At 66.9% G+C, this 24997-nt stretch carries 23 protein-coding genes; 8 read left to right on the top strand and 15 right to left on the bottom strand.

Features of this window, described 5'->3' with window-relative positions; genetic code table 11:
- Positions 1 to 524 precede the first annotated feature (524 nt).
- On the bottom strand, positions 525 to 1502 hold the full coding sequence (locus ACILRJ_RS01625; RefSeq protein WP_395679697.1) for a hypothetical protein: 978 nt from the start codon (positions 1500 to 1502) through the stop codon (positions 525 to 527).
- 164 nt (positions 1503 to 1666) lie between these two features.
- Between ACILRJ_RS01625 and hemH the strand changes: the two genes are divergently transcribed.
- Entirely contained in the window at positions 1667 to 2782 is a 1116-nt protein-coding gene (gene hemH / locus ACILRJ_RS01630; RefSeq protein ID WP_395679699.1) for a ferrochelatase, read from the top strand.
- Positions 2769 to 3623 (top strand): alpha/beta fold hydrolase, encoded by an 855-nt coding sequence (locus ACILRJ_RS01635; protein ID WP_395680752.1) that lies wholly within the window; start codon positions 2769 to 2771, stop codon positions 3621 to 3623. The genes hemH and ACILRJ_RS01635 overlap by 14 nt, the downstream gene beginning before the upstream one ends.
- A gap of 138 nt (positions 3624 to 3761) precedes the next feature.
- On the opposite strand, the gene ACILRJ_RS01640 is transcribed toward ACILRJ_RS01635, so the two are convergent.
- The 3 genes from ACILRJ_RS01640 to ttcA form a co-directional block, all read right to left on the bottom strand.
- Entirely contained in the window at positions 3762 to 4517 is a 756-nt protein-coding gene (locus tag ACILRJ_RS01640; protein WP_395679701.1) for a M48 family metallopeptidase, read from the bottom strand.
- Positions 4518 to 4551: 34 nt separating this feature from the next.
- Positions 4552 to 5469, bottom strand: a complete 918-nt coding sequence (locus ACILRJ_RS01645; RefSeq protein ID WP_395680754.1) for a recombination-associated protein RdgC — start codon at positions 5467 to 5469, stop codon at positions 4552 to 4554.
- A gap of 133 nt (positions 5470 to 5602) precedes the next feature.
- Positions 5603 to 6469 (bottom strand): tRNA 2-thiocytidine(32) synthetase TtcA, encoded by an 867-nt coding sequence (ttcA, locus tag ACILRJ_RS01650; RefSeq protein WP_395679703.1) that lies wholly within the window; start codon positions 6467 to 6469, stop codon positions 5603 to 5605.
- A 171-nt stretch (positions 6470 to 6640) separates the two neighbouring features.
- Here ttcA and tkt point away from each other — a divergent pair, with 171 nt between their 5' ends.
- Together tkt and ACILRJ_RS01660 are read left to right on the top strand one after the other, a co-directional pair.
- Positions 6641 to 8638: a transketolase gene (gene tkt, locus ACILRJ_RS01655; RefSeq protein WP_395679705.1), complete on the top strand. Its 1998-nt coding sequence runs from the start codon at positions 6641 to 6643 to the stop codon at positions 8636 to 8638.
- Positions 8639 to 8731: 93 nt separating this feature from the next.
- On the top strand, positions 8732 to 8938 hold the full coding sequence (locus tag ACILRJ_RS01660) for a YdcH family protein (RefSeq protein WP_395679707.1): 207 nt from the start codon (positions 8732 to 8734) through the stop codon (positions 8936 to 8938).
- Positions 8939 to 9064: 126 nt separating this feature from the next.
- Here ACILRJ_RS01660 and plsB read toward each other — a convergent pair whose 3' ends face one another.
- The 3 genes from plsB to ACILRJ_RS01675 all read right to left on the bottom strand — a co-directional run bounded on the left by plsB (position 9065) and on the right by ACILRJ_RS01675 (position 13848).
- Positions 9065 to 11590 (bottom strand): glycerol-3-phosphate 1-O-acyltransferase PlsB, encoded by a 2526-nt coding sequence (plsB, locus tag ACILRJ_RS01665; RefSeq protein ID WP_395679709.1) that lies wholly within the window; start codon positions 11588 to 11590, stop codon positions 9065 to 9067.
- 85 nt (positions 11591 to 11675) lie between these two features.
- Positions 11676 to 12629, bottom strand: a complete 954-nt coding sequence (locus ACILRJ_RS01670; protein WP_395679710.1) for a hypothetical protein — start codon at positions 12627 to 12629, stop codon at positions 11676 to 11678.
- Positions 12630 to 12942: 313 nt separating this feature from the next.
- Complete coding sequence (locus ACILRJ_RS01675) at positions 12943 to 13848, bottom strand: 5'-nucleotidase, lipoprotein e(P4) family (RefSeq protein ID WP_395679712.1); 906 nt, start codon at positions 13846 to 13848, stop codon at positions 12943 to 12945.
- 117 nt (positions 13849 to 13965) lie between these two features.
- Here ACILRJ_RS01675 and ACILRJ_RS01680 point away from each other — a divergent pair, with 117 nt between their 5' ends.
- A complete protein-coding gene (locus tag ACILRJ_RS01680) occupies positions 13966 to 14982 on the top strand; it encodes an AI-2E family transporter (protein ID WP_395679714.1) in 1017 nt (338 codons plus the stop codon).
- A gap of 36 nt (positions 14983 to 15018) precedes the next feature.
- Here the strand turns inward: ACILRJ_RS01680 and ACILRJ_RS01685 are convergent, their stop codons facing one another.
- Positions 15019 to 16998, bottom strand: coding sequence for a UvrD-helicase domain-containing protein (locus tag ACILRJ_RS01685; protein WP_395679716.1), 1980 nt, complete (start codon positions 16996 to 16998; stop codon positions 15019 to 15021).
- Between the two features lie 126 nt (positions 16999 to 17124).
- Between ACILRJ_RS01685 and ACILRJ_RS01690 the strand changes: the two genes are divergently transcribed.
- Positions 17125 to 17367: a hypothetical protein gene (locus ACILRJ_RS01690; RefSeq protein WP_395679718.1), complete on the top strand. Its 243-nt coding sequence runs from the start codon at positions 17125 to 17127 to the stop codon at positions 17365 to 17367.
- A 283-nt stretch (positions 17368 to 17650) separates the two neighbouring features.
- Here the strand turns inward: ACILRJ_RS01690 and ACILRJ_RS01695 are convergent, their stop codons facing one another.
- A complete protein-coding gene (locus ACILRJ_RS01695; protein WP_395679720.1) occupies positions 17651 to 18478 on the bottom strand; it encodes an NAD-dependent protein deacetylase in 828 nt (275 codons plus the stop codon).
- A 118-nt stretch (positions 18479 to 18596) separates the two neighbouring features.
- Between ACILRJ_RS01695 and ACILRJ_RS01700 the strand changes: the two genes are divergently transcribed.
- Together ACILRJ_RS01700 and ACILRJ_RS01705 are read left to right on the top strand one after the other, a co-directional pair.
- Positions 18597 to 19238: a thymidine kinase gene (locus ACILRJ_RS01700; protein ID WP_395679722.1), complete on the top strand. Its 642-nt coding sequence runs from the start codon at positions 18597 to 18599 to the stop codon at positions 19236 to 19238.
- Positions 19235 to 19996, top strand: a complete 762-nt coding sequence (locus ACILRJ_RS01705; protein ID WP_395679724.1) for a hypothetical protein — start codon at positions 19235 to 19237, stop codon at positions 19994 to 19996. Before ACILRJ_RS01700 ends, ACILRJ_RS01705 begins: the two co-directional genes overlap by 4 nt.
- Positions 19997 to 20116: 120 nt before the next feature.
- Here ACILRJ_RS01705 and mutM read toward each other — a convergent pair whose 3' ends face one another.
- The 6 genes from mutM to ACILRJ_RS01735 are packed head-to-tail and all read right to left on the bottom strand — an operon-like array spanning position 20117 to position 24957.
- Positions 20117 to 20929, bottom strand: a complete 813-nt coding sequence (gene mutM, locus ACILRJ_RS01710) for a bifunctional DNA-formamidopyrimidine glycosylase/DNA-(apurinic or apyrimidinic site) lyase (RefSeq protein WP_395679726.1) — start codon at positions 20927 to 20929, stop codon at positions 20117 to 20119.
- Positions 20930 to 20960: 31 nt separating this feature from the next.
- On the bottom strand, positions 20961 to 21338 hold the full coding sequence (locus tag ACILRJ_RS01715; RefSeq protein ID WP_395679728.1) for a YbjQ family protein: 378 nt from the start codon (positions 21336 to 21338) through the stop codon (positions 20961 to 20963).
- Between the two features lie 30 nt (positions 21339 to 21368).
- Positions 21369 to 21881, bottom strand: coding sequence for a DUF4340 domain-containing protein (locus ACILRJ_RS01720; RefSeq protein WP_395679729.1), 513 nt, complete (start codon positions 21879 to 21881; stop codon positions 21369 to 21371).
- 24 nt (positions 21882 to 21905) lie between these two features.
- On the bottom strand, positions 21906 to 23270 hold the full coding sequence (locus tag ACILRJ_RS01725; RefSeq protein WP_395679731.1) for a GldG family protein: 1365 nt from the start codon (positions 23268 to 23270) through the stop codon (positions 21906 to 21908).
- Positions 23267 to 24028: an ABC transporter permease gene (locus ACILRJ_RS01730; protein ID WP_395679733.1), complete on the bottom strand. Its 762-nt coding sequence runs from the start codon at positions 24026 to 24028 to the stop codon at positions 23267 to 23269. The genes ACILRJ_RS01725 and ACILRJ_RS01730 overlap by 4 nt, the downstream gene beginning before the upstream one ends.
- Positions 24025 to 24957, bottom strand: coding sequence for an ABC transporter ATP-binding protein (locus ACILRJ_RS01735; RefSeq protein WP_395679735.1), 933 nt, complete (start codon positions 24955 to 24957; stop codon positions 24025 to 24027). Before ACILRJ_RS01735 ends, ACILRJ_RS01730 begins: the two co-directional genes overlap by 4 nt.
- Between the last annotated feature and the right edge of the window lie 40 nt (positions 24958 to 24997).

Below are 24997 nucleotides of genomic sequence, written 5' to 3' on the forward strand. Positions count from 1 at the left end.
ATGTGGGAGCGCTCGGTTTACATCCCACAACCGACGCGTGGACGGCAACCTTTTTGGCCAGGAAGTTCGTCGACTGTTCATCAACGTGAACGCCGTCGATCCCCACTAACCTAGGAAGTTCGCATGAAAATCTCTCTCATGTTCGCGCTGACAATCGGCGCATTCGCATGCAAATCGATTCTCGCGTCCAGCGAATTCCCGAATGCCTGGCTCGAATGCAATGTAGGAAATCAAACGGGTATCTATACGAAGAATGCATGCTATCTCTACACGTCGAGTGGCCCGAGTTCGCAGGTCGCATACTATCGGCCAAGTTCTATGATTAATTCATGGCTCATGGATTCTTCGGGCCCAACGTATCATTTCACAGGATGCACGGAGATCACCGGCCCACAAACAGGTTGGATCCCTACGTGTGCGGCAACCGTACCGAATCATCGATCTCATACAGCGACGATCTACGTAGATGGCTACCCAGGCATGACGTCCAGCGCAGTCGCATCGTACGACGCCGGCATTGTTCCCTAGGCCCTCGCGAGAGGCACGCTCGCTCTGCCGCGATTCAGGCGCCGCGAGAGTTCGCATTCGCGAAGCTCTCGTTGGCGAAAGAACACGGCCGCAGGAAGAAGCATGCACAAGGCAAGCAGGCCCCAGATCGAAACCACCGGTGCCGCCACCGGAGCGCTCCCTGCGGGGCATTGCCTAGTGGAGGTCGCAAAACCCTTCATGCCGACTTGGCGTAACGCTTCCGGCCCGGTGATCGGCCCCTTAAGGGTCATTCGACCTGTTTCGGGGTCGATCACCGCCAAATCACTCCAGTCCGGCGTAACCGAGCCCGAAGCAGGCGGGACGTAGTTCAACACGGCCCAGAGCGTTCCATCCTCGGCGAAGCTCATGGAAACGGAATTGAGCGCAGCGGGAGCTTCTGTCCCGAAGGAGCCGATCGCCGTCGCGGATGCGTCGCTCTTATTGACGCGATAGAGCGTATGGTCGCCGTCACCACCAGTGCCATACAAGGCATCGCCGTCTGCGACCAAACCTGAAATCGAATGCCCGGTCGAGCCGACGAGGGTGGGAGTGCCGCTGGCTGGATCGACGCGCCACAACTGCTGCAGCGTGCCGGAAACGAGCCACAGCACGTCGTCGCAGTCGGATGTCATGCCTAGGTCGAGGGCGTCAAATTGTCCGGAGCCCTGATCGCTCAACCCGAGGTTTCCGATGACCTGACTGGAGCCCGACGACAGGTTGATTCGAAGCAGGGCCTTCAGGCTGCCGGAGACGGCATAGGCGGAACCATCACCGAGCAAGGTGAGGCCACTGATATTGCCGATCCTTTGGCTACCGAGGAAACCAGCGCTACCGATCGGACTCGCAGTCCGTGTTTCAAGGTCGATTCGGTAGAGCGTATCGAACGCCTCGCCATAGGAGACCGTCGCCGCACCCGCTGGAATGGCGGCGACAGCGAACATCCCTGCGGCGATGAGGCAGGTCAGCAAGCGCATGGCGGCATGTTATCGTTATGGTAATCGTCTGCCTCGCGGTTCTCCGCGATGGCACCCCGAGTCTAACCAGCAAATCCAAGGCCGTCAAAACCCTGTCCGGCGGCCCCTGCCCGGCCACGCCGCGGCGCACGAATGCGCGCCGCCCCGTCGAACCCAGCCAAACAATGCCCCGCTATTTCGGACTGTCCAACCATCGCCACGGCGACCCCACCGCGGCGGCCGTGCTGCTCGTCAACCTCGGCACGCCGGAAGCGCCGACGCCACGTGCGGTGCGGCGCTACCTCGCCCAATTCCTGGCCGATCCGCGCGTCGTCGAGCTGCCGCGCTGGCTGTGGCGGATCGTGCTGCATGGGCTGATCCTGCGCGTGCGCCCGGCGCGTTCGGCCGCGCTCTACGCGAAGATCTGGACCGCGCAGGGCTCGCCGCTGGCGGTCGGGACCGCGGCGCTGGCCGAGCGCCTGCAAGCCTCGCTGCGCGCGCAACGACCGGGCCCGATCCTGGTGCGCCACGCGATGCGCTACGGCCAACCCGGGATCGGGCCGGTCCTGCGTGAACTCGCCCAAGCGGGCGTGCAGCGGGTGCTCGTGCTGCCGCTGTTCCCGCAATATTCCGCGACCACCACCGCTTCGGCCCTCGATGCCATCGCACGCGAGTTCGCGCGCTGGCGTTGGGTGCCGGAACAGCGGGTCATCACCGATTATCACTCCGACGCGCGGCACGTCGAAGCGCTCGCGCGCAGCGTCGAGGGGTACTGGCAGCGCAACGGCCGCGCGCAGCGCCTGCTGCTGTCGTTCCACGGCATTCCCGAGCGCAACCTGCGCCTCGGTGATCCCTACTTCTGCCAGTGCCACGCGACCGCGCGGCGCCTGCGCGAACGGCTCGGCCTCGGCGAAGAGGAGCTGATCGTCACGTTCCAGTCGCGCGTCGGGCGTGCGAAGTGGCTGCAGCCGTACACCGAAGCTACCCTGCGCGACCTGCCTGCGCAGGGCATCCGCCACGTGCAGGTGCTGTGCCCGGGCTTCGCGATCGACTGCCTCGAAACGCTCGAGGAAATCGCGCTCACCAACCATGCGCGTTTCCTGCACGCGGGCGGCGACCGCTTCGAATACATTCCGGCGCTGAACGCCGGCGACGATCAGGTCGCGGCGCTCACTGATCTTGTGTTGCGCCATGCACAGGGTTGGCCCGAGTTCGATCCCGCTTTCGACGCCGCGCGCGCAGCCGCGCAAGCAGGCGCCGCGCGCGCGCGCCACGAACAGATCCGTGATGCGCGCCGCTGAGGAACTGCGCTTCGATTTGCCACACGCGACGCTTGCCGCGAAGCGCTGGGGCGATCCTGCTTCACCGCCGCTACTCGCCCTGCACGGCTGGCTCGACAATGCCGCCACGTTCGATGCACTCGCGCCGCTGCTCGCGCGGCGCTGGCAGGTGGTCGCGCTCGACCTGCGCGGACATGGACGCTCGTCGCACATCGCAGCCGGCGCGTGGTACCACTACGTAGACTATTTCGACGACATCCGCGCGACGCTCGACCATTGCGGCTGGCACCGGGTGGACCTGCTCGGCCATTCGCTCGGCGGCACCCTCGCGAGCCTGTTCGCGGCGCTCTATCCCGAACGCGTCGGCGAGCTGCTGCTGATCGAAGCGCTTGGGCCACTCACGCGCACGCTCGATGAGGCCTTGCCGCAGCTGCGGCGCGCGCTCGACCAGCATGCGGCGTTTTCTGCGCGCCGCCCGTTGCGCGTGTTTCCGACGCTCGCCGAAGCGATCACCGCGCGCATGCTCGCCAACGACCTGTCCGAGCCGGCCGCGCGCGCGATCGTCACGCGCGGCATCGAACCCGCCGATGGTGGCCACGTATGGTCGAGCGATCCCCGCCTGACCCTCGTCAGCCCGCAGCGCTACACCGAAGACGAAGTGCTGGCCATGCTCGGCGCCATACGCGCACGAACGTCGCTCGTGCTCGCCGACCCCGCGACGAGTTATCTGCCGTCGGCGATGATGGACGCGCGCGCAGCGCGTGTGGCCGACATCCGCGTGGTGCGGCTACCGGGACACCACCACCTGCATCTCGAAGATGCGCCCGCAGTCGCCGCAGCGTTGCTACAAGCGAAAGATTGAAACACCAAGCACACCGCGCACGCGAAGAAACACCGTGAGCAATGGTCGCCATCCCCGCGACTGCGAGCCTAGCGAGCGAAGACGACGAGCAACAAGCCCGCGATCGCGCCGGCCGTGTACAACAACGACGCGCTCGATTCACGCCTGGATCAGGCGATTCAGTTCGGCCTTCAGCGCCTGGCCATTGAGTCGCAGCCAGTCACGCTGTTCGCGCCACTCCGGATAAAGGCTCTCCACCAGCGCCCAGAAGCGCGGTGAATGACTGCGGATGCGCAGGTGGCAGAGCTCGTGCACGACCACGTAGCGCAGCGCCGCGGGCGGAGCGAGCGCGAGGGCAAGATCGAGCGTTACGCGGTCGCGCGTGTCGAGGCTCCCCCAAAGGCTCTTCAGTGGGCGCAGCTTGACCGCAGTCGGAGCGCGCGCGAGTTCCGGGCAATAACGTGCGAGATAGCGGCTGACGTCGCGGCGGATCTGCGCTTCGAGGAACGAGCGAAGGAGCGCGCGCGCCGCCGGCAGGGTCGACTTGCCGTGCGGTCGCGGCAGGGTCAGCACGAGGCGGTCGTCGACCTGCTCGATCCGCGGATAGGCACCGTCGCGCCATGAAAGGCGCGTGGTTTCGCCACGCAACGGCATCACCGTCGCCGCGCCCGGCTTCAGCGCCGGCGGCGCCGAACCGAGGCTGAGCTCGTCGAGCTTGCGTTCGAGCCATTCGCCATGTTTGCGCAGGAATGCGAACACCTGGGCCGGATGCGTACCTTCGGGATAAGTGACTCTCGCGCCACCTGGCGTCACGGTCAGGCGCAGGCGGCGCGCCTGCGGATGGCTCTTGCGCAGCACCTTGATCGTTTCGCCGGCCTGCGTCGCCAGTTCAAGGTAGTCGTGCGCAAGTTCCACTTCATTTCTCCGACTGTTCCACGCGCGCGGCGCGTCAGTCGCGCTCGCCCGGGCGGGGGATTCCAAACCACTTTTCCAGTCGCTCGAACAGGGTCCTCAGCTCGAGCGTCATCAACGCAAACGTCGCATCCAGTTCCGCACGCGCCGATTCCGCCGTGCCGTCGCCGAGCTCGTCGAGCACGACGTCGAGGAAGCGGAGCTTGCGCACGACGAGGTCTTCGCCGAGCACGAAACTCATCCGGTCATCGAACACGAGGCCGAGCTGGAATACCTGCTTGCCTGACTTCAGATGCTCCCGGACTTCGTCCGATTCAAGGTCCTGGCGGCGGCAGCGGACGATCGCGCCAGCCTCCGCCGGGTCGCGCAATTCGACTTCCTCGCCGAGCACCAGTCCTTTTGGCAGTTTCCCATCTATCAGCCAGCCCGTCATCAGGTTCCGCGGCGATTCCGCCGGCGCCATCGGAGTCGCCGGGAAACGGCCGAGGGCCTCGCGGACCTGGCTGACCGCATCTTCGGCCGCCTTGCGGCTGGCGCTGTCGACCACGAACCAGCCCTGCTCGGCATCCAGATAAGCAGACAAGCGTGACGGGCGTATGAACGCGCGCGGGAGGAGTTCCGAAATCACCTCTTCCTTCAATCGCTTGCGTTCTTTCGCGCCGGGTCGGCGACCTTGCTTGTCGGCGATCTTGGCGATGCGATCGGCGAGTTCCTCGGCCACTACGACACCGGGCAACAGGCGCTCCTCGGAGCCGATCGACACCAGGCAGAAGGCACCGGACGCGTGCATGAGTTCATCGCTTTCGCGCCCGTACGGCGAAACAAAACCGCGCGTCGCGAGCTCGAGCGGTCCGCAATCGCGTAATCGATGCGTTTCGAGGTCTTTTGGCAGACGTTTGATGGATTTTGTGACACTTTCCGGGAAACGAAACAGGCTGAGATTGCGAAAGAACATGAGCAGGTCGGGATCCGTGGTTGGAATCGAAGAAAAAGCGTGTCCACGCGGCGAAGACCGGAGTCCGGCGTGACTTGCAGATGGAGCGGAGGCGCCAAGCCCGGAATTCGCCCGGGCGACGCAGCAGGCGAGCTTACTCCGTCTCGTGCGCGGGCTCCGCGCCGGCGAGCCATGCGTGCGCATCCGCGGCGGCTTGCCCGACACCCGCACCCAACCCCGCGAAGTCGAACAGCGCGCGGTCGGTGAGGTGCGAGGGCGCGACGTTGCCGAGCGCGCGGAAGATGTTTTCGATCCGGCCGGGCTGCTTGCGCTCCCATTCGGCCAGCATCGCCTTGATCGCCTTGCGCTGCAGGTTCTCCTGCGAGCCGCACAGGTTGCACGGCATGATCGGGAACGCCTGCTGTTTGGCGTACGCCGCGAGGTCATCCTCGGCGCAGTAGGCGAGCGGGCGGATCAGCACGTTGCGCCCGTCGTCCGAACGCAGCTTCGGCGGCATGGCCTTCAGCGTCGCCTGGTGGAAGAGGTTGAGGAACAGCGTCTCGACGATGTCGTCGCGATGATGACCCAGCGCCATCTTCGTGTAGCCGTGCTCGGCCGCGTACGCATAGAGCGAGCCGCGTCGCAGGCGCGAGCACAGGCTGCACATGGTCCTGCCTTCGGGCACCACGCGCTTCACGACGCTGTAGGTGTCCTGCTCGATCACGTGGAACGGCACGCCGCGCGCACGCAGGTACGCGGGCAGCACGTCGGGGTCGTAACCGGGCTGCTTCTGGTCGAGATGCACCGCGACGAGCTCGAAGCGCACTGGCGCCTTCGCCTGCAGCTTGAGCAGGATATCGAGCAGGGCGTAGGAATCCTTGCCGCCGGACAGGCAGACCATCACGCGATCGCCGTCCTCGATGAGGTTGAAGTCGGCGATCGCCTGGCCGACCTGATGGCGCAGGCGCTTGGCGAGTTTGGCCGCTTCGTAGTCGTGTTTGCGGGATGGAATCGCGTTCATGACCGCGCATTGTAGTCGGCACCGGCGCCGGTTCCAGATCGTTCACTTCCGCGGCCGGCGCCGATGCGGCAAAATTCGGGGCTCTGCGCACCGGCAAGGAGGCCGGGCGAATCCCCTCCGCACGTCCGCCCGGCACTGCCGGCCTCGCGCGTGCTCATCCGGAGTTGCGTCATGACCACCCCGAGCGTCGACACCGCCCGCCTCGCGAACGCGATCCGCTTCCTGTCCGCCGACGCGGTCGAAGCGGCGAAGTCCGGCCATCCCGGCATGCCGATGGGCATGGCCGAGATCGCGGTCGCGCTGTGGACGCGCCAACTCAAGCACAATCCGTCCAATCCGCTGTGGGCCGATCGCGACCGCTTCGTGGTGTCGAACGGCCACGGCTCGATGCTGCTGTACTCGCTGCTGCACCTGAGCGGCTACGACTTGTCGATCGACGAACTGAAGAATTTCCGCCAGCTGCATTCGAAGACGCCCGGCCATCCGGAAGTGCATGTCACGCCCGGCGTCGAGACGACTACTGGCCCGCTCGGCCAGGGCCTCGCGAACGCGGTCGGCATGGCGCTGGCAGAGAAGCTGCTCGCGGCCGAGTTCAACACCGACGATGCGCGCGTGGTCGACCACCACACCTACGTGTTCCTCGGCGATGGCTGCCTCATGGAGGGCATCTCGCACGAAGCCTGCGCGCTGGCGGGCACATGGCAGCTCGGCAAGCTGATCGCACTGTACGACGACAACGGTATCTCGATCGATGGCCAGGTGCAGGGCTGGTTCACCGACGACAGCGCGGCACGCTTCCGCGCCTATGGCTGGCAGGTGATCGGTCCGATCGACGGCCACGACGTCGACGCCATCGATCGCGCGATCCGCGACGCGAAGGACCACACGACGCAACCGAGCCTCGTCATCTGCCGCACGACGATCGGCAAGGGCGCGCCGACGCGCGCGGGCACCGCCAAGGCGCACGGCGAGGCGCTCGGCGCCGACGAACTCGCGGCAACACGCAAGGCACTCGGCTGGAACTACGCTCCGTTCGAGATTCCGGCCGACATCATCGCCGGCTGGGACGCGCGCGCAGCCGGCGCGCACGCGGAAGCCGCATGGAACGCACGGCGCGAGGGCTATCGCGCGAAACACGCCGAACGCGCCGCCGAACTCGAGCGCCGCCTCGCCGGAGAATTGCCTGCCGACTTCGCCCAGCGCGCGGCACAACTCGTCGCCGAAGCGAACGCGAAAGCCGAAACAGTCGCCTCGCGCAAGGCGAGCCAGTACGCGATCGAGGCGTTCGCGCCCGCGCTGCCGGAGATGCTCGGTGGGTCGGCCGACCTCACGCATTCGAATTTGACGTTGTGGAAAGGCGCGCCGCTGCTCAGTGGCGGCGGTACCGGTCGGCACATCAGCTACGGCGTGCGCGAATTCGGCATGGCCGCGATCATGAACGGCATCGCGCTGCACGGTGGCTACATTCCGTTCGGCGGCACCTTCCTCACCTTCAGCGACTACAGCCGCAACGCGATCCGCATGGCCGCGCTGATGAACCAGCGCGTGATCCACGTCTTCACGCACGACTCGATCGGTCTCGGCGAAGACGGTCCGACGCACCAGTCGATCGAACATGTGTCGTCGCTGCGCCTGATCCCGAATCTCGACGTCTGGCGCCCGTGCGACACGGTGGAGAGCGCGGTGGCATGGAAGCTCGCGCTCGAACGCAAGAGCGCGCCGACCGCGCTGGTGCTGTCGCGCCAGAACCTGCCGTTCGTGGCGCGCAGTGATGCGCAGGTCACTGCGATCGAGCGCGGTGGTTACGTGCTCTCCGACAGCGAAGGCGCGCCAGCGCGCGTGCTTGTCGCGACCGGTTCGGAGATCGGCCTCGCGCTGGCGGCGAAGAAGCTGCTCGACGCGCAAGGCCTGCCGACGCGCGTGGTGTCGATGCCCTCGACCGAAGCCTTCGATCGCCAGGATGCCGCCTATCGCGCGAGCGTGCTGCCGGCCGGCGTGCGCAAGGTCGCGATCGAAGCCGGCACGACGGCGCTGTGGTGGAAGTACGTCGGCGAGGGCGGCGCGGTCGTCGGCATCGACCGCTACGGCGAATCCGCGCCGGCGCCGAAGCTGTTCGAGTTCTTCGGCTTCACGCCCGAACACGTCGCCGCAGTGGCGCGCGGAGGGTAGGGTGGGTCGAGCCGCCTGTGGCGAGACTCGCAAGCGGGCACCAACGGCGGCACGCGCTTCGCGTGCAACGCCCTACGGTAGACTGCGGGGGCCATGTTCCCCGACGATCCCGCCGCCATCGTGCGCCGCCTGACCGAGCTGAAGATCGAGCATCGCGATCTCGATGCCGCGATCGCGCGCCTGCCGTCCGGCCCGGGTTGCGACGAGCTGCAGCTCACGCGCCTGAAGAAGCGCAAGCTCAGGCTCAAGGACATGATTGCGTATCTCGAGAACAAGCTGATCCCCGACCTCGATGCTTGAGCGGAAGCGCAAGTTGCCGTCATGGCTGCGAAGCGGGGATCCGGCGACGTGGCCGTTGGAAGGGAAGCCTCAGGATTCCCGAAGCTGGAATGACGACCCGGACGTGCTCGTTCAGACCGTCCCCAACTAGTCGCCAGACTCGTCCTCGGCCGCGCGGGTCAGTTCGGCCTGCTTTTCCGGCGTGAGCTTGAGGATGCCGTGGCGGATCTCGCGCGACAGGATCACGCGCGCGTCCTTCGCGACCTCTTCCAGCGTGAGGTCGAAATCGAGCTTGCCGTTGTCGTCGGCCCAGATCACGCGGCGCTCGCGCAGCTTCTGGATGAATCCGCGGAACAGGCTGCGATCGAAGAATTCCGGTGCGTTGAGTTCGTGCAGCAGCGACAGGCGCTGCGCGCTGAGGAAACACAGGTTCTCGAGTTCGCTCGCGCTGAGCGTGCACGGGCCGTTCTTCACCAGCAACGCCAACCCGATGTAGTAGCGTTCGATCGCCGGAAGCAGCGTGTGTGCGAGCGCGCGCAGGCGGAATGCGGGGTCGCTCTGGCCCGGCCCGCGCTCCATGATGCGCCCGTCCGCGTCCGCTTCGAGCAAGCCCTGCGCGATGAAGAAATCGAGCGTCTTCTGGATGCGTTCGCCGAATTCCTCTTCGCTCCATGGCAGGAACAGCTCCGCCTGCACGAACGGATAGATCAGGCGGCCAAGGCGCAGGATGGATGTGCGAGCGAGGCGACGGTTGTTGAGGAAGCAGCACGCCACCCACGAGGCCGTCGCGAACAGGTGGGTGACGTTGTTGCGGAAGTAGCTCAGCAGCACGCCCTGTTTGGCGTCGACGGTCAACACGTCGCCGAGCGGATGCGCGACCCGGCGGATCCACTGCATCTTTTCGCCGTAGGCGACGATCGCCGGTGCGTCGAGCGGCGTGACGGTCATGCGGTCGGAGTAGGGCAGCGTCGCCAGCAACGCCTTGTACAGATCGAGCTGCGCGAGCAGGTCGGCTTCCGCCATCGCGTGCTTCGGCGTCGCCAGCAGCGCGACGGCGAGCAGGTTGATCGGGTTGACGTGGGCAGCACGATTGATGTTGACGAGGATGCGTTCGCCGAGGGTATCGACGGCGCTCTTCAGCCACGCCGGTTTCGCCTCCGGGTTGCTGGTCGCGTCTTTCCAGTCCGGCGCAATGTCATCGAGCAATGGCGACAGGAACAACGGCTCGCCGAAGTTGACGGTCACCGCGCCGTAGTTGTGGCGCAACGCACCGAGACCGCGGATCAGCGCGCCCCAGGATTCCTTCTCCTTCGGCTTGCCCGACAGCTCGCCGATGTAGGAATCGCCTTCCATGATCTTTTCGTAACCGATGTAGACCGGCTGGAATACCACCGGGCGATCCGGCTGGCGCAGGAAGCTGCGCAGCGTCATGGACAACAGGCCGCCGCGCGGTTCGAGCGTGCGGCCGGTGCGCGAGCGTCCGCCCTCGATGAAATACATCAGAGAGATGCCGCGCGCGATCAGCTGGCTCATGTACTCGCGGAACACGGTCGAGTAGAACGGATCGCTGAAACTTCGGCGCAGGAAGAACGCGCCGCCACGACGCAGCAAGGAGCCGATCAGCGGCAGGTTGAGGTTCACACCGGCCGCAATGTGAGGCACCGCGAGGCCGTTGCGATAGAGCAGGTACGGCAGCAGCGCATCGTCGGTCGTGCTGCGGTGGCAGGGCACGAACACGACTTCGTGGCCGGGCACGATCTCGCGCAGTTTGTCGAAATGGTTCATCTGCACGCCGTGGTAGATCTTCTCCCACAGGGCCGTCAGCAGGAACGAGGCCGAACGCACGACCAGGTGCGACTGGTCCGCCGCGATTTCCCACGCGAACGCGTGCGCCTTCTGCGCAGCCTTGTCGCGATCGATGCCTTCCTTGCTCGCATTCGTTTCGATCGCCTGCTGCACCGGCGCCGCGTTGACGACGCCATCGATGAGCGTGCGCCGATGCGACAGGTCGGGCCCGATGACGGCGGCGCGGATGCGGCGGAAGTGCGCACGCAGGATGCGCTGCAGCTTGCGCACTCCACGCTCGGCCTCGGGCTGGTCCGCAATGACTTCGCGCAACGACACTGGCGCCGCGAATTGCACGTGCGTGTCGCGTCCGTTCAACGCAAGCGCCAGCAGGCGGCGGAAGCGCCCGACCACGACCCAGTTTTCCGAGAACAACACGCTGAACCAGCCCGATTCGCGATCCGGCGCGCGACCGACGAAGATCGACACCGGCACCAGGCGCACGTCCTTCTCCGGATCGGCGCGCACGATGTCGGCGAGCAGGCTCAGCGTTTCCGAGCGCGTCGGGTGCGGCTGGCGACCGAACACGCGCGGCCGGCGCGACAACGCGATCACCGCGCGGCGGCGCTTGATCGGCAGGCGATCGGCGGCCGCATACGGCGAGGGCAGGCCCGCTTCCTCGCAGGCCTGTTCGAGGATCAGGGTGTCGGACAGTCCGTAGCGTTCGATCACATAGACCGTCGGCCGCGGATCGTCGGGCAGCAGCCCATGCACGTCATCGGGTGTGCGGCGTATGCGGATCCACGGACGCAGCAATGCGCCGAACGCCTTGAGCCAGGCAGGCACCTGCGCGCTGGTCGAGCGCGGTACCGTTTGCGAGTCGTTCATTGCGCGAAGTCTAGCAGTACGCCTTGGCGCGCCGGCACGCCGCTGCAACCGCGCGAAGTGCGCGCGGTTGCAGAGCTTTCGCGAATCAACCCTTCGGCGGCGCTTGTGCGGCTGCCGGTGCCGGAGCGGCGGGCGCCGGCGCGGTCACCGCATCGCTGGCCGCGGCGGCGGCGGCCTTTTCCTTCAGCTTCTCCATCATCTGCTTGCCGTACCAGCGGCCATCGACGTTGACCATCTCCGCGGTCGCATCGAGCGGAGCGCCGAGCAGGGTGTAGTGCAGTTGCACCGTCGCGTTCTTGCCGTCGTTGGAGACGACCTTCGCCTGCACCGAATCGAGCGTCTGGTCGAGCGAGAAACCATACACGCCCAATGCGTCCTTGATGCCTGCGAACGCGATGCGCGCCTTCGCCATCGACTGGTCGTAGTCGAGCGCGCGCGCTTCATCGAGCGACTTGAGGTTCATGTCGCGCGCGCTCTTGCTGACGATCGCGATGACCTTCTTGATCGACTCCGGCTCGGTGAAGCGCGTGTTCTGCACCCATGCCACCAGCGCATCGACCGCGGCACCCGCCTGGGTGCGCTCGGCTTCGGACAGGCTCTGGTTCTGCTGGATCATGTTCTTGACGACCGTGCTGCCCATCGACGCGTACATCGGAATCTGCTGCTGGTACGTCGCGTCGAACTCCTTCAGCTTCGGCTCGATCTCGGCGAACAGCTTCTGCTCGGCATCGGGCGCCGTCAGCTTGGTCATGGTCTCGTTGAACTTCGCGCGATCCTCGTCGGTGATCGGCTGCTCGTCCTTGTCCTTGGCCCAATCCGCCTTCGCCTTGGCGAATTCGGCCGGCGGCAGCGCGTTCTGCATCAGGCCGTTGATGTCGCCCTGCTTGAGCAGCTTGATCGAAGCGAGGATCGCTGCATCGGGCGACGACGGCGACGCGGTGACGGCCGGTGTGGCGCCATTGTCGGCTTGCTTGTCGCAAGCGGCGACGAGAACCAGCAGGGACGCCGCCAGCGTGGCGCGGACCAAGGGCTTGAACATGGATATTCCCCAGCAGTAGTCAGGAAGAGGGCGCGAACTGTAGCAGCGTCAGCGGGTTCCATGCATGGACATGCCGGGAAATTGCTCCTGCATTCCCGGCATTCGGGCCATCCATGGCCGTCAAAAAAAGAAAACCCGGAGGGCGGGGCCGTCCGGGCGGAATCCGGCAACGCCGGAGGAGGAAAGTTGTGCGTCGTTCTCTGGGGGTTGTTCGTCGAGTGGCGGCGGTACCCTGCAACGACTCCAATGGCGCGATTCTACTTACGCAATAAACTTCATGCAATACCTTACGTTAAGTACTGCAATGCGATGATTAGTAACGTAAATTCTCTCGCTTTTCGAGTCTCCGGGCGGATTCCGGCTTCGACCATTCGTTGTTGAACAACGCCGGCTCCCACGAGCCATAGGTCGGGTTCGGCAGCACGAACCAGCGCTCACCGAACCAGTCCAGGTAGCCGGCCACCGCATCGCGGCGGCCTTGCGGCGTGTTCGCGAGCACGTCGACGAAATCGCCGAGCTGGTCGCCGAGCTGCAGGAGCACGCGGTGCCTGCGGCCGACCAGTTCGCGCCGACAGCCCTTCTCGCTGCCGACCTGCTCGCAACCCTCGACGACCGTGCCCAGGCCGAGGAACACGGTCTCGTCGGCCGAGAGCGGAAACCCTACCGCACGCAGGTTGTCGAGCGTCGCCTCGTTGAGGTCCTGTGCGCGATTGGACAGATAGAACACGGTCACGCCGTGCCGGGCGGCGAATCGGGTGAACTCGAGCGCTCCCGGCAGCGCCTTCGCCGCTTTCTCGCGACACCATTGCGACCAGCTGTACTCGTCGAAGGACTTGCCGTCGCGGACGAGGCGCGCCTGGTAGGGCGAGTTGTCGAGCACGGTCTCGTCGATGTCGACGATCACCGCCGGCTTGAGGCCGCGCGGCCTGTTCTTGCGCGCGTCACGCGGCAACGCGTCCCAGTTGCGGTCCTTCAGCGCGAGCAGCAGTTTTTCGCTCGCCTGCCGATACACCTCACGATAGACCAGGTCGTGTTCGACGGCCGTCTGCGTCCAGGCGACCGCGTTGAGGTTGTCGTTTGCGGCAGGACCCGCCCGCGCAGGCGTCGCGGCGGGTGCCGGCGTCGCCACGGCGGGCGGCGCCGGTGGTGCCTTGGTGGTCGCGCACGCCGCGAGCAGGGAAACCGCGGCAGTCAGGATCAGCCGTCGAAGAGTCGACATCGGTGCTCCGGGATTGGAAAGGGCGCGGGCAGCCCCTACGATCCATGCAGTGTATGACACGCGATCGCACGGACGCCCGTCGCGGCGACGCGCCCCCGCCCACCACCAGGGATGTCCATGGAACCGTCGCACGGCCCGCGCATCCGCCTCGCCTCGTATCTGCTCACCGGGCTGGCACTGCTGCTGATCCTCAAGCTGCACCTGCTGCCGGCCCTGCTCGCCGGCCTGCTGGTGTACGCGCTGGTCGAGGCACTCGTGCCGGCGCTGCAACGGTTGCTGCCCGGCGCCCACGCACGCGGCCTGATCGTCGCCCTGCTCAGCGTCGTGGTAGTCGGCCTGCTTACGCTCGCGATCATCGGAGGCGTCTCGTTCATGCGGCACGAGCTGGGCGCACCGGGTGCGTTCTTCGAAAGCCTGATGCCGATGATTGATCGCGCGCGCGCGCAGCTGCCTCAGGTGATCGTCGACCATCTTCCCGACAGCATCGACGACTTCCGCAGCGTGGCGATCGAGTGGCTCCGCAGCCATGCCGCGCAGTTGCAACTGGCGGGCAAGACTGCGGCGCGCGTGGTGGTGCACCTGCTGATCGGAATGGTGCTCGGTGCGATGGTCGCGCTCGCCGATGCGCGCACCCACCCGGATGCGCGCCGTGGCGCGCTGGTCGATGCGCTGGTGGAGCGCTGCCGCGGTCTCGTCGCGGCGTTCCACGACATCGTGTTCGCGCAGGTGAAGGTCTCGGCGGTCAACACGCTGTTCACCGCGATCTTCCTGCTCGTGGTGCTGCCGCTGTCAGGCCACCCGCTGCCGTTCGCCAAGAGCCTCGTCGTGGTGACCTTCGTCGCGGGCCTGCTGCCGGTGGTCGGCAACCTGATCTCGAACACGCTGATCTTCGTGGTCGGCCTGTCGGTATCGTTCGGCGTCGCGGTCGCCGCCCTGGTCTACCTGATCCTGATCCACAAGTTCGAATACTTCCTCAACGCGCGCATCGTCGGCACGCAGATCCGCGCCCGAGCCTGGGAATTGCTGATCGCGATGTTGTTCATGGAGGCGGCGTTCGGTGCAGCCGGTCTCGTCGCGGCACCGATCTACTACGCCTATCTCAAGCGCGAGCTCAAGGCTGCCGATCTGTTGTAGCTGCAAAAGCCAGGAACACGAGGAAACCCGAACGAGTCAGTCGGCGAGCAGGCTGGCAAGGCGCGCGATGTGCGAGGACGCGAGTTCCTGCTTGTGCGCGGCGTCCAGCTCGGCATCGCGGCCCGACCAGTGCAGATCGTCGGCGGGCAGTTCGGCAAGGAAGCGGCTCGGCAGGTTCGACAGGATTTCGCCGAAGCGCTTGCGCCGTTTCGCGTACGACACCGACAGCTGTTCCTTCGCGCGCGTAATGCCGACATACATCAAACGACGCTCCTCCTCGATGCGGCCTTCCTCGACGCTGCCCTCGTGCGGCAGGGTCGTGTCGTCAACGCCGACGAGGAACACGAAACGGAACTCGAGTCCCTTGGCCGAATGCAGGGTCATCAGGCGCGCCGAATTGCCGGGATCGTCGCGGTCGCCGTGACTGAGCAGCGCGAGCTGCGCGGCGAGGTCGCCGGCGGCGCCGTCCTTCTGCATCGCACGGAACCATTCGGTAAGTTCCTTGAGGTGCTCGATCCGCCGTCCACGCAGCGCGGGTTCCTTGACCTGCGCCGCGATGTGCTCGGCATAACCGATGCGCGCGACGAGCTCCTCGACCAGTTCGGCCGCCGGCGTGCGTGCGGCCTTTGCAGCGAACTCGCGGATCAGGCTGGCGAAGCCAAGCAGAGACGAAGCTGCTCGCCCGGTCAGCTGGCCGAGTACGGCATCGTTCTGCGCCGCGCGCAGCAACGAGACATGGCGGGTGCCGGCGAGTTCGCCGAGCTTTTCCAGCGTGGTCGCGCCGATGTCGCGGCGCGGCAGGTTGACCACGCGCAGGAACGCCGCATCGTCGTCCGGGTTGTTGACCAGGCGCAGGTAGGCGAGCAGGTCCTTGACCTCGGCGCGATCGAGGAACGCGGTGCCACCGGTCACGTGGTACGGCACACGCGCGAGCCGCAGCGCTTTTTCCAGAGCGCGCGACTGGTGGTTGCCGCGATAGAGGATCGCGAACTCGTGCCACGGCGCCTTGTGCTTCTCGGCGAGGTGCGCAATCGCGCCGGCGACGCACTCTGCCTCGTGCTCGTCGTCGCGGCATTCGAGCACGCGGATCGGCGGGCCCTCGCCCTGCTCGCTCCACAGGCGCTTCTCGAACAGGTGCGCATTGCGCGAGATCACCGCGTTCGCGCAACGCAGGATGCGCCGTGCGCAGCGGTAGTTCTGTTCGAGCTTGACCACGCGCAGCTTCGGATAGTCACGCGAGAGTTCAGCGAGGTTCTCCGGGTTCGCGCCGCGCCAGGCATAGATCGACTGGTCGTCGTCGCCGACCGCCGTGAACAAGCCACGCTCGCCAGCGAGTACCTTCACCAAACGATACTGCGCCGAATTCGTGTCCTGGTATTCGTCGACAAGCAGGTAGCGCAGGCGTTCGCGCCAGCCTGCGCGCGCGTCCTCGTCGCCTTCTAGCACGGCCAGCGGCAGGCGGATCAGGTCGTCGAAGTCGACCGCATTGAACGCGGCGAGGCGGCGCTGGTAGGCCGCGTAGATCTCTGCCGCCTCGCGCTCGCGCGCACCGGCTGCGGCGGCGGCCGCCTGTTCCGGTGTAAGGCCTTCATTCTTCGCGCGCGACACCAGTGATTGCAGGGCGAACAGCGCATCCGGCTTGATCGCCTTCGGCGCGAGCTCCTTGATCATTCCCTGGGTGTCGTCGGCATCGAGCACCGAGAAACCGCGGCGCAAGCCTGCGCGCGCATGTTCGATCTGCAGGAACTTGAGTCCGAGCGCATGGAACGTGCATACGGTCAGTCCCTCCGCCGAGGCACCGGAGACGAGCCTGCCGACGCGCTCGCGCATCTCGCGCGCGGCCTTGTTGGTGAACGTGATCGCGGCGATCTTCGCCGCCGGCACCTGGCGACGTTTGATCAGGTGCGCGATCTTCTCGGTGATCACGCGCGTCTTGCCCGAACCCGCGCCGGCCAGCACGAGCAGGGGGCCGTCGCAATACTCGACGGCGGCGCGTTGTTGCGGGTTGAGGTTCATTGGCGCGACCCGGGACGGACCTGCGATTGTGCCGCGCGCCGGTCGCCGCCGACAGCTTGACAGCCGCGCTTGGGGTTTTTCACGCCGGATCGTGTAAGAGGCTGGACTGCACCTGCGGACGCCCCGATGCCGCTTGCCCGCTCTCCGCTGCAACCGCTCGCCGCCGCGCTGCTGCTGGCGGTCGGCGATGCCGCCGCTTCCGGCCTGATCCTCGTGGACGCCGCTGGCGACACGCATGTCGACGGCCGCTGCACGCTGCGCCAGGCGGCGACGTTCGAGGACCTGGCGATCTCCGGCGGCCACGGCGACATGGGTCGGCGGCGGCATTATGCGGCGCGGACGACACCATCGGGGGCGAGCACAACCTGATCGGAGGGATCGAAGCGGGCATCACGTATCCGCCGGACGCCCTGCGCTGCGACCCGCAGCTGCGACCACTCGCCTGGAACGGGGGACCGCCTTGACGCAGGCGCTCCCCGCCGGATCGTGCGCGATCGATGCGGGCGGCTCCGTCCTGTTCTTCCCTACGACCCGCGCGGTCCGGATCATCCGCGCCCGATCGGCACCGCAGTCGACATCGGTGCCTACGAGTAGGACCCCGGTGACCCCGACTACGACGCCGTCTTCGCCGACGGCCTCGCCTGGGGCGCGCTCAGAATGCGCGCAGCAGCGATTCGCAGTCGGCTTCGATCTTCAGCGCGAGCAATTCGTCGGCACGCGTGCGGCCGAGGTTGATCGCCGCGACCGGCTTGCCCGCATGCGCGGCCTCACGCGCGAAGCGGAATCCGGAATACACCATGAGCGACGAGCCGACGACGAGCATCGCATCGCTGCGCTCCAGCGCGTCGAACGCGCGCTCGACGCGCTCGCGCGGCACGCCTTCGCCGAAGAACACGACGTCCGGCTTGAGCAGGCCGCCGCAGGTTTCGCAGGTGGGCACGACGAAGCGCTCGAACGGCAGACCTTCGAGCTCGGCATCACCGTCCGGCGCATCAAGTGCGTCGAGCGCGGTCCAATCCGGGTTGAGGCCTTCGAGCACACGCTGGACGTGCGCACGCGGGATCCGTCGTTCGCAGCCGAGACAGCGTACCCGGTCGAGCCGGCCGTGCAGGTCGATCACGTCGCGGCTGCCAGCGGCTTCGTGCAGGCCGTCGACGTTCTGCGTGACGAGCTGCGTGACCTGCCCTGCCTGTTCGAGCCGCGCCAGCGCGAGATGCGCTTCGTTCGGCTTCGCCGCGCCGAAGCGGCGCCAGCCGACGAGACTGCGCGCCCAGTAGCGTGAACGCTTCGCAGCGTCGCCGATGAACGCCTGGAAGCTGAGCGGCGGCTTGCGCTTCCAGCCGCCGTCGCGGTCGCGATAGTCAGGGATTCCCGATCCGGTGCTGACCCCGGCACCAGTCAGCACGAGCAAGCGCGGGTGCGCTTCGACGAAACGTGCGAGCGCATCCAAGTCGGCATCCACCGGGCGAACCGCATTCATGTCCGCATTCTCGCATCGGGGACGGTTCGCTGTGCGAAACTTGCAGATCCCACGGCTGCGGCATGTGGCCCCGTGCCGTCCGCGCCCGTTTTCGATCCCGACTCCAATCCAGCTCCCAATGGCGAAACTCTACTTCTACTACTCGGCGATGAACGCCGGAAAGACCACCACGCTGCTGCAGAGCGCGTACAACTACCACGAGCGCGGCATGCGCACGCTGATCCTGACGCCGCAGCTCGACACGCGCGCCGGTGAGGGCGTGGTCGCCTCGCGCATCGGCCTGCGCGCGAACGCGCGTCGCTTCACGCGCGAGGAAGACCTCGTCGCGATCACGCGCGCCGACATCGCCGCGCGCGGCAAGCTCGACTGCGTGCTCGTCGACGAGGCACAGTTCCTGTCCAGGGCGCAAGCGTGGCAGCTCAGCGACATCGTCGACGTGCTCGACATTCCGGTGCTCGCCTACGGCCTGCGCACGGATTTCCGCGGCGAGTTGTTCGAAGGCAGCCGCTACCTGCTCGCCTGGGCCGACAACCTCGTCGAGATCAAGACGATCTGCCACAGCGGCAAGAAGGCGACGATGGTCGTGCGCGTCGACGAACATGGCCGCGCGGTCACCGACGGTCCACAGGTCGAGATCGGCGGCAACGATCGCTACGTCTCGGTCAGCCGCGCCGAGTTCAAGAAGATAATGGCGGGCGAAAGCACGGTCGAACTGCAACAGTCCGTGCTGCCGCTCGACCTGCCCGGAGAATCCGCGTGAGCGCGCCAGCGTGGCCACGGCCGCAATGGCACGACAGCGGCGATGAAGCCTTCCTGCTCTGGTTCGTCTTCGGCGACTTCGATCCGGACCTGCGCATCGATGCGCACAAGTACCGCACGCGCGGCCTGCCGGCCGGCATCGACGCCGTTCGCTACGCGAACCGCGCACTCGAACGCTGGGACGGGTATCCACTCGCCGGTACGCTCGGGCGCCTGCTGTGGGACGAGGACGCGCGCCTGTTCGAACGTGCGAAGGCCGCTGGCGACTGCTGGATGCTGCGCGGTACGTTGCAGGATCCGCCCGACCTCGATGCGCTGCGCGACCTCACGGGCTCGATCGCGGCGCTCTGCGACGGCGGCGGCATCGCAGTCGTCGATCCGCAGATCCTGTCGATGTTCGACGCCATGCAATGGAGCCATCGCCACCTCGCACGCGATGCGTTCGTGGCGCGCGAGCATGTGCTGATCCTGTGCGACGAGGACGAAACCCACGCCGGACGCGTGCGCGTGCACACGCGCGGCATGCGCAAGTTCGCGCGCCCCGATATCGACGTGCGCAACGTGCCACCACACGCGGCCAACCTCGCCGGCGAACTCGCGGCACGCTTCGTGGAATTCCAGTGCGCCGGCGGCCTCGTCGCCGACGGCCACGTGGTCGAGTTCGACGACGCTCCCGACGGACTCGTCGCGCACCTCGCCGGTACGCTCGACGATCCCGCGTTCAACAACCGCCATCTCGCGCTGCGCTGGCCGGACTGAGTACCGGGTCCGTCGGCAGACAGCCACGCGCCCCACCTGTGGGCAACCGGCATCGCGATGCGACCCGAAGGTTGCAATCGCGCGCCGGGTGCGCTCCTGCGGTTGCTGCCGCTGACCTCGTCAGCGCTGGCAGCGCGTGCAGGAGAATGTCGAGCGCTGGCCGACGACGCTCGCCTTGATCGGCGTCGCGCAGACGCGGCACGGCTCCCCTTCGCGGCCGTAGACGAACAGCTCCTGCTCAAAATAGCCGGGCACGCCATCGGGACTGATGAAGTCGCGCAGGGTCGTGCCGCCGCGTTCGATCGCATGTGCGAGGATGCGTTTCACTTCAAGCGCGAGTCGCGCGTAGCGCGCGCGCGAAACGTCACCAGCAGCACGCCGCGGATGGATACCCGCGGCAAACAGCGCTTCGCTTGCGTAGATGTTGCCGACGCCGACGACGATCGCCTGGTCCATCAGGAACAGCTTCACCGCCGCCTTGCGACCGCGCGAGCGCGTCCACAGCAGGTCACCGTCGAACGCTTCCGACAGCGGCTCTGGGCCGAGCCCGGCGAGCAGCTCGTGCGTCTCGCCGCGCGGTTGCCACAGCTGCGAACCAAAGCGGCGCGGGTCGGTGTAACGCAGCACAAGCCCCGAGTCGAGGCGCCAGTCGACGTGGTCGTGCGCGCCGATCGGCGTGGCCGCCGGCAACACGCGCAGCGATCCGGACATGCCGAGATGCAGCAGCGCGCTGCCGGGCTCGGTGTGCACGAGCAGGTATTTCGCGCGCCGCTCGATCGCGTCGATGCGCTGGCCCGGCAAGCGCGTGCATAGTGCGCGCGGAATCGGCCAGCGCAGGCGCGGCTGGCGGATATCAAGCGCAACGACGCGACGGCCGATCAGGTGCGGCGCAAGGCCACGGCGCGTGGTTTCGACTTCGGGAAGTTCAGGCATGGCGGTGGCCGGTAGCCTTGGCGAATCGGACTCAGTCCACCTCGACGACCACGGCGGTGCCGTAGCAGAGCACCTCGGTCAATCCGGCCATGAGTTCGGTCGCGTCATAGCGCACGCCGATGATCGCGTTCGCGCTGCGCTGACGCGCATGCATGACCATGTCCCGGTAGGTTTCGGCACGCGCCTGCTCGCACAGGCTGGTGTAGATGCTGATGTTGCCGCCAAACAGCGACTGCAGGCCGCCGAGAAAGTTGCCGACGATCGAACGCGAGCGCACGGTGATGCCGCGCACGAGGCCGATGTTGCGCACGACGCGATAGCCGGGCAGCTCGAAAGCGGTTGTCACCAGTGAATCATTGAGCACGACGCTGGCGTTCGGAGTTGTCGCAGCATTGAAGGTTTCGACCATGTGCGGATTCCTTTCGGTTGTGCCCGGCTGTCAGGGCGACGGCGCGCTGTTCGCGCCCTTGCCAAGATCGATCGGCTCGAACAGGCGCGCGGAGAAATTGTCCGGCACCAGCGCGATTGCGCCCTCGACGGAGACATAGCGATCGTTGCGGATCGCATCGGTGGTGCCGAACATGATGGTGGTGGTGTCGATGACCAATGTCGCCTGCGGCGGATCGAGTCCGACTTTGCCTAGCTCCAGGTCTCTCGCCGCGTGGCGGAATCGCACCGGCGCGTTCGCGATCGCGAGCAGTTTCGCGACCTGCGCTTCGTCCGCCGGTTGCGCCTGCGGTGCGCGCATCAGCCAATGGCCGTCAACCTTCTCGAAGCGTCGCGTGGTGCATCCGATGCAGCGGACTTCGAGCCGCCGTACGGCGGCGATGTCGATCGTCGTCAGCGGATCGCGTGCCAGCACTCGCTCGTGGCGCAGCTCCGCGACGACGGCGGCACCCAGCAGGGCCGTCGCCGCGAGCAGGAACAGCAGGGTACGCGTGCGCCGCTTCATGCCGGCAACGATAGCAGGGACATGTCAGTGCCGCCGGCGGCGCCACCAGATCAGGGCGCCGCTGCCCGCGAGCAGCAGCGGCAGGATCACGAGGAACGCCGCCGCGAGCGCGCTCAGCGTTGCCTGTGACAGGTTCAATTGCCGATCCGGCGCGCTGCGGTCCGGCACGCTGACCTGCGCATCGTCGCCGAGCAGCCAGTCGAACACGCGCTGGCCGAACTCGGCGTTGCCGCCGTTGCCGAGGAAACTGTTGGAGAGGAAGTCGCCGTCGCCGATCACCACCACGCGCTGATCATTCCGGTCCGGTCGCGGCGACACGCGGCTCAACGCGAACGCGAGGTCAAGTGGCCCAGGAATCTCTCCCGCGTCGGCGTCCTGGCGGATCGTGTCGCCGGCTTCTCCGCCCTTCGGGATATGCGAGGTCTCGTTCCACGACTTCGCACTCGACTGCAACAGCGAACCCATCGCCCAGCGCGAGTCGGCGAGCTTGGCGAGTGCGGCTGGCTGCGGCAGCAGCGTGGTCAACGCGAAATCCGCATCGATCGGGTGTTTCGGATAGGTCGTGATCGCGACGAAGCTCGGGTCGCTCAGGCCGAATGCGGTACCGCTGCCATCGACGACCGTGCCGGGCAGCACGCGGATGCCGAGCGCATGCGCGAGGCTGTCGAGACCGCCACTGGCTTCGAGCGCGGGTTCGCCGGGTTCGGCGAGCCACAGCAGGGCCCCGCCCCGATCGACGTAGTCGACGAGTTCCGCCGCTACCGGGGGCGCGAGCTTCACCTGCGGGTTCGCGACCACCACGAGATCGACGTTGTCCGGCACCTTGCCGGTACTCGCGAGCGGCAACGGCACCGCGCGCAATCCGCGTCCGCCGAGCGCGGAAACGAACTTGCCGAGATCCGCGTTCGCCTCGCCGAGCGGCTGGCGCTCGCCATCGCCTTCGAGGAACGCAACAATTCGTTCGCGCGTGCGCGACAGGCGCAGCAATGCGGCCGAAAATTCGGCCTCGCTGAGTACCTTGAGGCGCTCGCTGCGGTCGCGGAAGCGCAGCTCCAGCTCGCCATCGACGGCGACCCCGGCCTTGCGCATCGCATTCGGATCGGCATCGGGATCGACGAAACGCAGGCTGAGGTCGGGCTTGGCGCGTCGGTAGCGATCGACGAAATCGGCGATCACGGCGCGCAAGCCGCCCTGGCGACTCGCGTAGCTGGTCACTTCGACCGGCCCGTCGAGCGTCTTCAACAATGCCAGCGAAGCCTCGCCGAGGCTCGCGCCCTGCGCATGGCTCCAGTCGCGGTTGAAGCCGAAGCGCGTGCTGAGGAAACCGAGCAGCGCCGCCAGCACTACGACGAGCAGCGTGTACAACGCGTTGCCGAAGCGCTCCTTCATGCGTCGGCGCTCCCGCGCAGCGCGTCCAGGCGACGTGTCGCAAGCGCGAGGGCGACCGCGGTGACGAGCAAGAAGTAGACGATATCGACGCTGGCGACAATGCCGCGGAAGAACGGTTCGAGATGGCTTGGCAGGGCAAGCCAGTTGATGCCGGAATTGGAGATGCCCTGCAGGCGCGCGCCGGCGTCGACGACCGCGAGCAGGCTGCTGATCGCAATCGCCGCGGCGGCGGCGAGTGCCGGCTGCGATGCCCACGCCGAACAGGCGATGCCGATCGCGGCCAGCGCCGCGGTGAACAGTGCGAGACCGAGCAGGGCGGCCGCGACCTTGCCGAGATCGAGCGTGGTGCCGAACGACAGCAACAACGGCATCGACGCCACCAGTGCGATCAGCAGGAGCAGATACCCGAGCGCGCCGAAATACTTGCCGAGCACAATGCGCAGGTTGCCGACGCCGCTCGCGAGCAGCAACGGCAGCGTCGCCGCACGGCGCTCGCCAGCGAACGCGCGCATCGTGACCAGCGGCACCAGCGGCAGCAACAGGTTCGAGAAACCGCGCAGCAGCGGTATCGCGACCAGATCGGTGACACCCGGCGCGTCCTTGAGCCCGCCGAGTTTCGGCGCGAGGTCGATGAATGCCTGCAGCGCGAGCAGGAACTGCCATGCCATGAACGCGAGCACGACCGCGGCGAGCGTCCACGCGAACGGCTGCACCAGGAGGCGCCGCCATTCGTGACGAGCAATCAAGCCGGCACTCATGCGGCGACACCGCGCGCATCGCTCGCGGCGATCGCGAGGAAGGTCGATTCGAGCGGCAGGCGGTCGCCGCCCAGTGCGGTCAGGCCGAACCCCGCGCCTACCACCGCGGCGGCGAACGCGTCGACGGCAGTGCCTGGGGCGAGCCGGACGCGCCACTGCATTGCGTCGATCGGCTCGGCCGCGTCGACCATCGGCAGGCGGCGCCAGTCCTCGCTGTGCAGCGCTTTCGAAACACCGACGCACAGCGCGGAGGTTCCGGCCGCCTGTGCCGCGCCGACATGGCGCAACTCGCCCCGGTGCAGGATCGCGACGCGATCGCAGCAGGCGGCGACGTCGGGCAGCACATGGGTCGACAACACCACCGCATGCTCCCGACCGAGTCCGCGCACGAGCTCGCGCAACTTCAGCGCCTGTACCGGATCGAGACCCGAGGCCGGCTCGTCGAGCACGATCAACTCCGGTTCGTGCACGATCGCCTGCGCCACGCCGACGCGCTGGCGGTAGCCCTTGGACAGCGCGCCAAGTGGTCGCCGCCGCACGTCGCCAAGCTCACAGCGTTCCAGCACGCGATCGACGGCACCACGGACCGCCGCGCGCGCGACGCCATGGAGGCGCGCGCAGAACCCGAGGAACTCGAGCGCGGTCAGCTCCGCGTGCAGCGGCGGCGTCTCCGGCAGATAACCGATGCGCCTACGCGCGAGTTCGGGCTGTTCGTGGAGGTCGGCGCCAGCCAACCGTACGCTGCCGGATGTTGGCGCGAGCACGCCGGCCATCATGCGCAGGGTGGTGGTCTTGCCGGCGCCATTGACGCCGAGCAGGCCGAGCACCTCGCCTCGCGCGAGTTCCAGGCTGACCGCGCGCACGACTTCGCGGCCGGCAAGGCGTCGGCCGACCTGATCGAGCGCGAGGATGGGAACAGCAGTCGTCACAGCCTTCGATTGTTAAGGTTTAATGGGCGCCACGGCAAGC

Source organism: Dokdonella sp., assembly GCF_044227025.1.
GTDB lineage: Bacteria > Pseudomonadota > Gammaproteobacteria > Xanthomonadales > Rhodanobacteraceae > Dokdonella_A.

What these genes read in the sequence shown, in the direction of transcription:
- hemH (WP_395679699.1), top strand. Translation starts at nt 1,667, where the DNA reads ATGCCCCGCTATTTCGGACTGTCCAACCATCGCCACGGCGACCCCACC.
- ACILRJ_RS01635 (WP_395680752.1), top strand. Translation starts at nt 2,769, where the DNA reads ATGCGCGCCGCTGAGGAACTGCGCTTCGATTTGCCACACGCGACGCTT.
- ACILRJ_RS01685 (WP_395679716.1), bottom strand. Translation starts at nt 16,998, where the DNA reads ATGAACCTCAACCCGCAACAACGCGCCGCCGTCGAGTATTGCGACGGC.
- ACILRJ_RS01690 (WP_395679718.1), top strand. Translation starts at nt 17,125, where the DNA reads ATGCCGCTTGCCCGCTCTCCGCTGCAACCGCTCGCCGCCGCGCTGCTG.
- tkt (WP_395679705.1), top strand. Translation starts at nt 6,641, where the DNA reads ATGACCACCCCGAGCGTCGACACCGCCCGCCTCGCGAACGCGATCCGC.
- ACILRJ_RS01725 (WP_395679731.1), bottom strand. Translation starts at nt 23,270, where the DNA reads ATGAAGGAGCGCTTCGGCAACGCGTTGTACACGCTGCTCGTCGTAGTG.
- ttcA (WP_395679703.1), bottom strand. Translation starts at nt 6,469, where the DNA reads ATGAACGCGATTCCATCCCGCAAACACGACTACGAAGCGGCCAAACTC.
- ACILRJ_RS01675 (WP_395679712.1), bottom strand. Translation starts at nt 13,848, where the DNA reads ATGTCGACTCTTCGACGGCTGATCCTGACTGCCGCGGTTTCCCTGCTC.
- ACILRJ_RS01700 (WP_395679722.1), top strand. Translation starts at nt 18,597, where the DNA reads ATGGCGAAACTCTACTTCTACTACTCGGCGATGAACGCCGGAAAGACC.
- ACILRJ_RS01715 (WP_395679728.1), bottom strand. Translation starts at nt 21,338, where the DNA reads ATGGTCGAAACCTTCAATGCTGCGACAACTCCGAACGCCAGCGTCGTG.
- ACILRJ_RS01695 (WP_395679720.1), bottom strand. Translation starts at nt 18,478, where the DNA reads ATGAATGCGGTTCGCCCGGTGGATGCCGACTTGGATGCGCTCGCACGT.
- ACILRJ_RS01680 (WP_395679714.1), top strand. Translation starts at nt 13,966, where the DNA reads ATGGAACCGTCGCACGGCCCGCGCATCCGCCTCGCCTCGTATCTGCTC.
- ACILRJ_RS01645 (WP_395680754.1), bottom strand. Translation starts at nt 5,469, where the DNA reads ATGTTCTTTCGCAATCTCAGCCTGTTTCGTTTCCCGGAAAGTGTCACA.
- ACILRJ_RS01670 (WP_395679710.1), bottom strand. Translation starts at nt 12,629, where the DNA reads ATGTTCAAGCCCTTGGTCCGCGCCACGCTGGCGGCGTCCCTGCTGGTT.
- ACILRJ_RS01720 (WP_395679729.1), bottom strand. Translation starts at nt 21,881, where the DNA reads ATGAAGCGGCGCACGCGTACCCTGCTGTTCCTGCTCGCGGCGACGGCC.
- ACILRJ_RS01730 (WP_395679733.1), bottom strand. Translation starts at nt 24,028, where the DNA reads ATGAGTGCCGGCTTGATTGCTCGTCACGAATGGCGGCGCCTCCTGGTG.
- plsB (WP_395679709.1), bottom strand. Translation starts at nt 11,590, where the DNA reads ATGAACGACTCGCAAACGGTACCGCGCTCGACCAGCGCGCAGGTGCCT.
- mutM (WP_395679726.1), bottom strand. Translation starts at nt 20,929, where the DNA reads ATGCCTGAACTTCCCGAAGTCGAAACCACGCGCCGTGGCCTTGCGCCG.
- ACILRJ_RS01660 (WP_395679707.1), top strand. Translation starts at nt 8,732, where the DNA reads ATGTTCCCCGACGATCCCGCCGCCATCGTGCGCCGCCTGACCGAGCTG.
- ACILRJ_RS01625 (WP_395679697.1), bottom strand. Translation starts at nt 1,502, where the DNA reads ATGCGCTTGCTGACCTGCCTCATCGCCGCAGGGATGTTCGCTGTCGCC.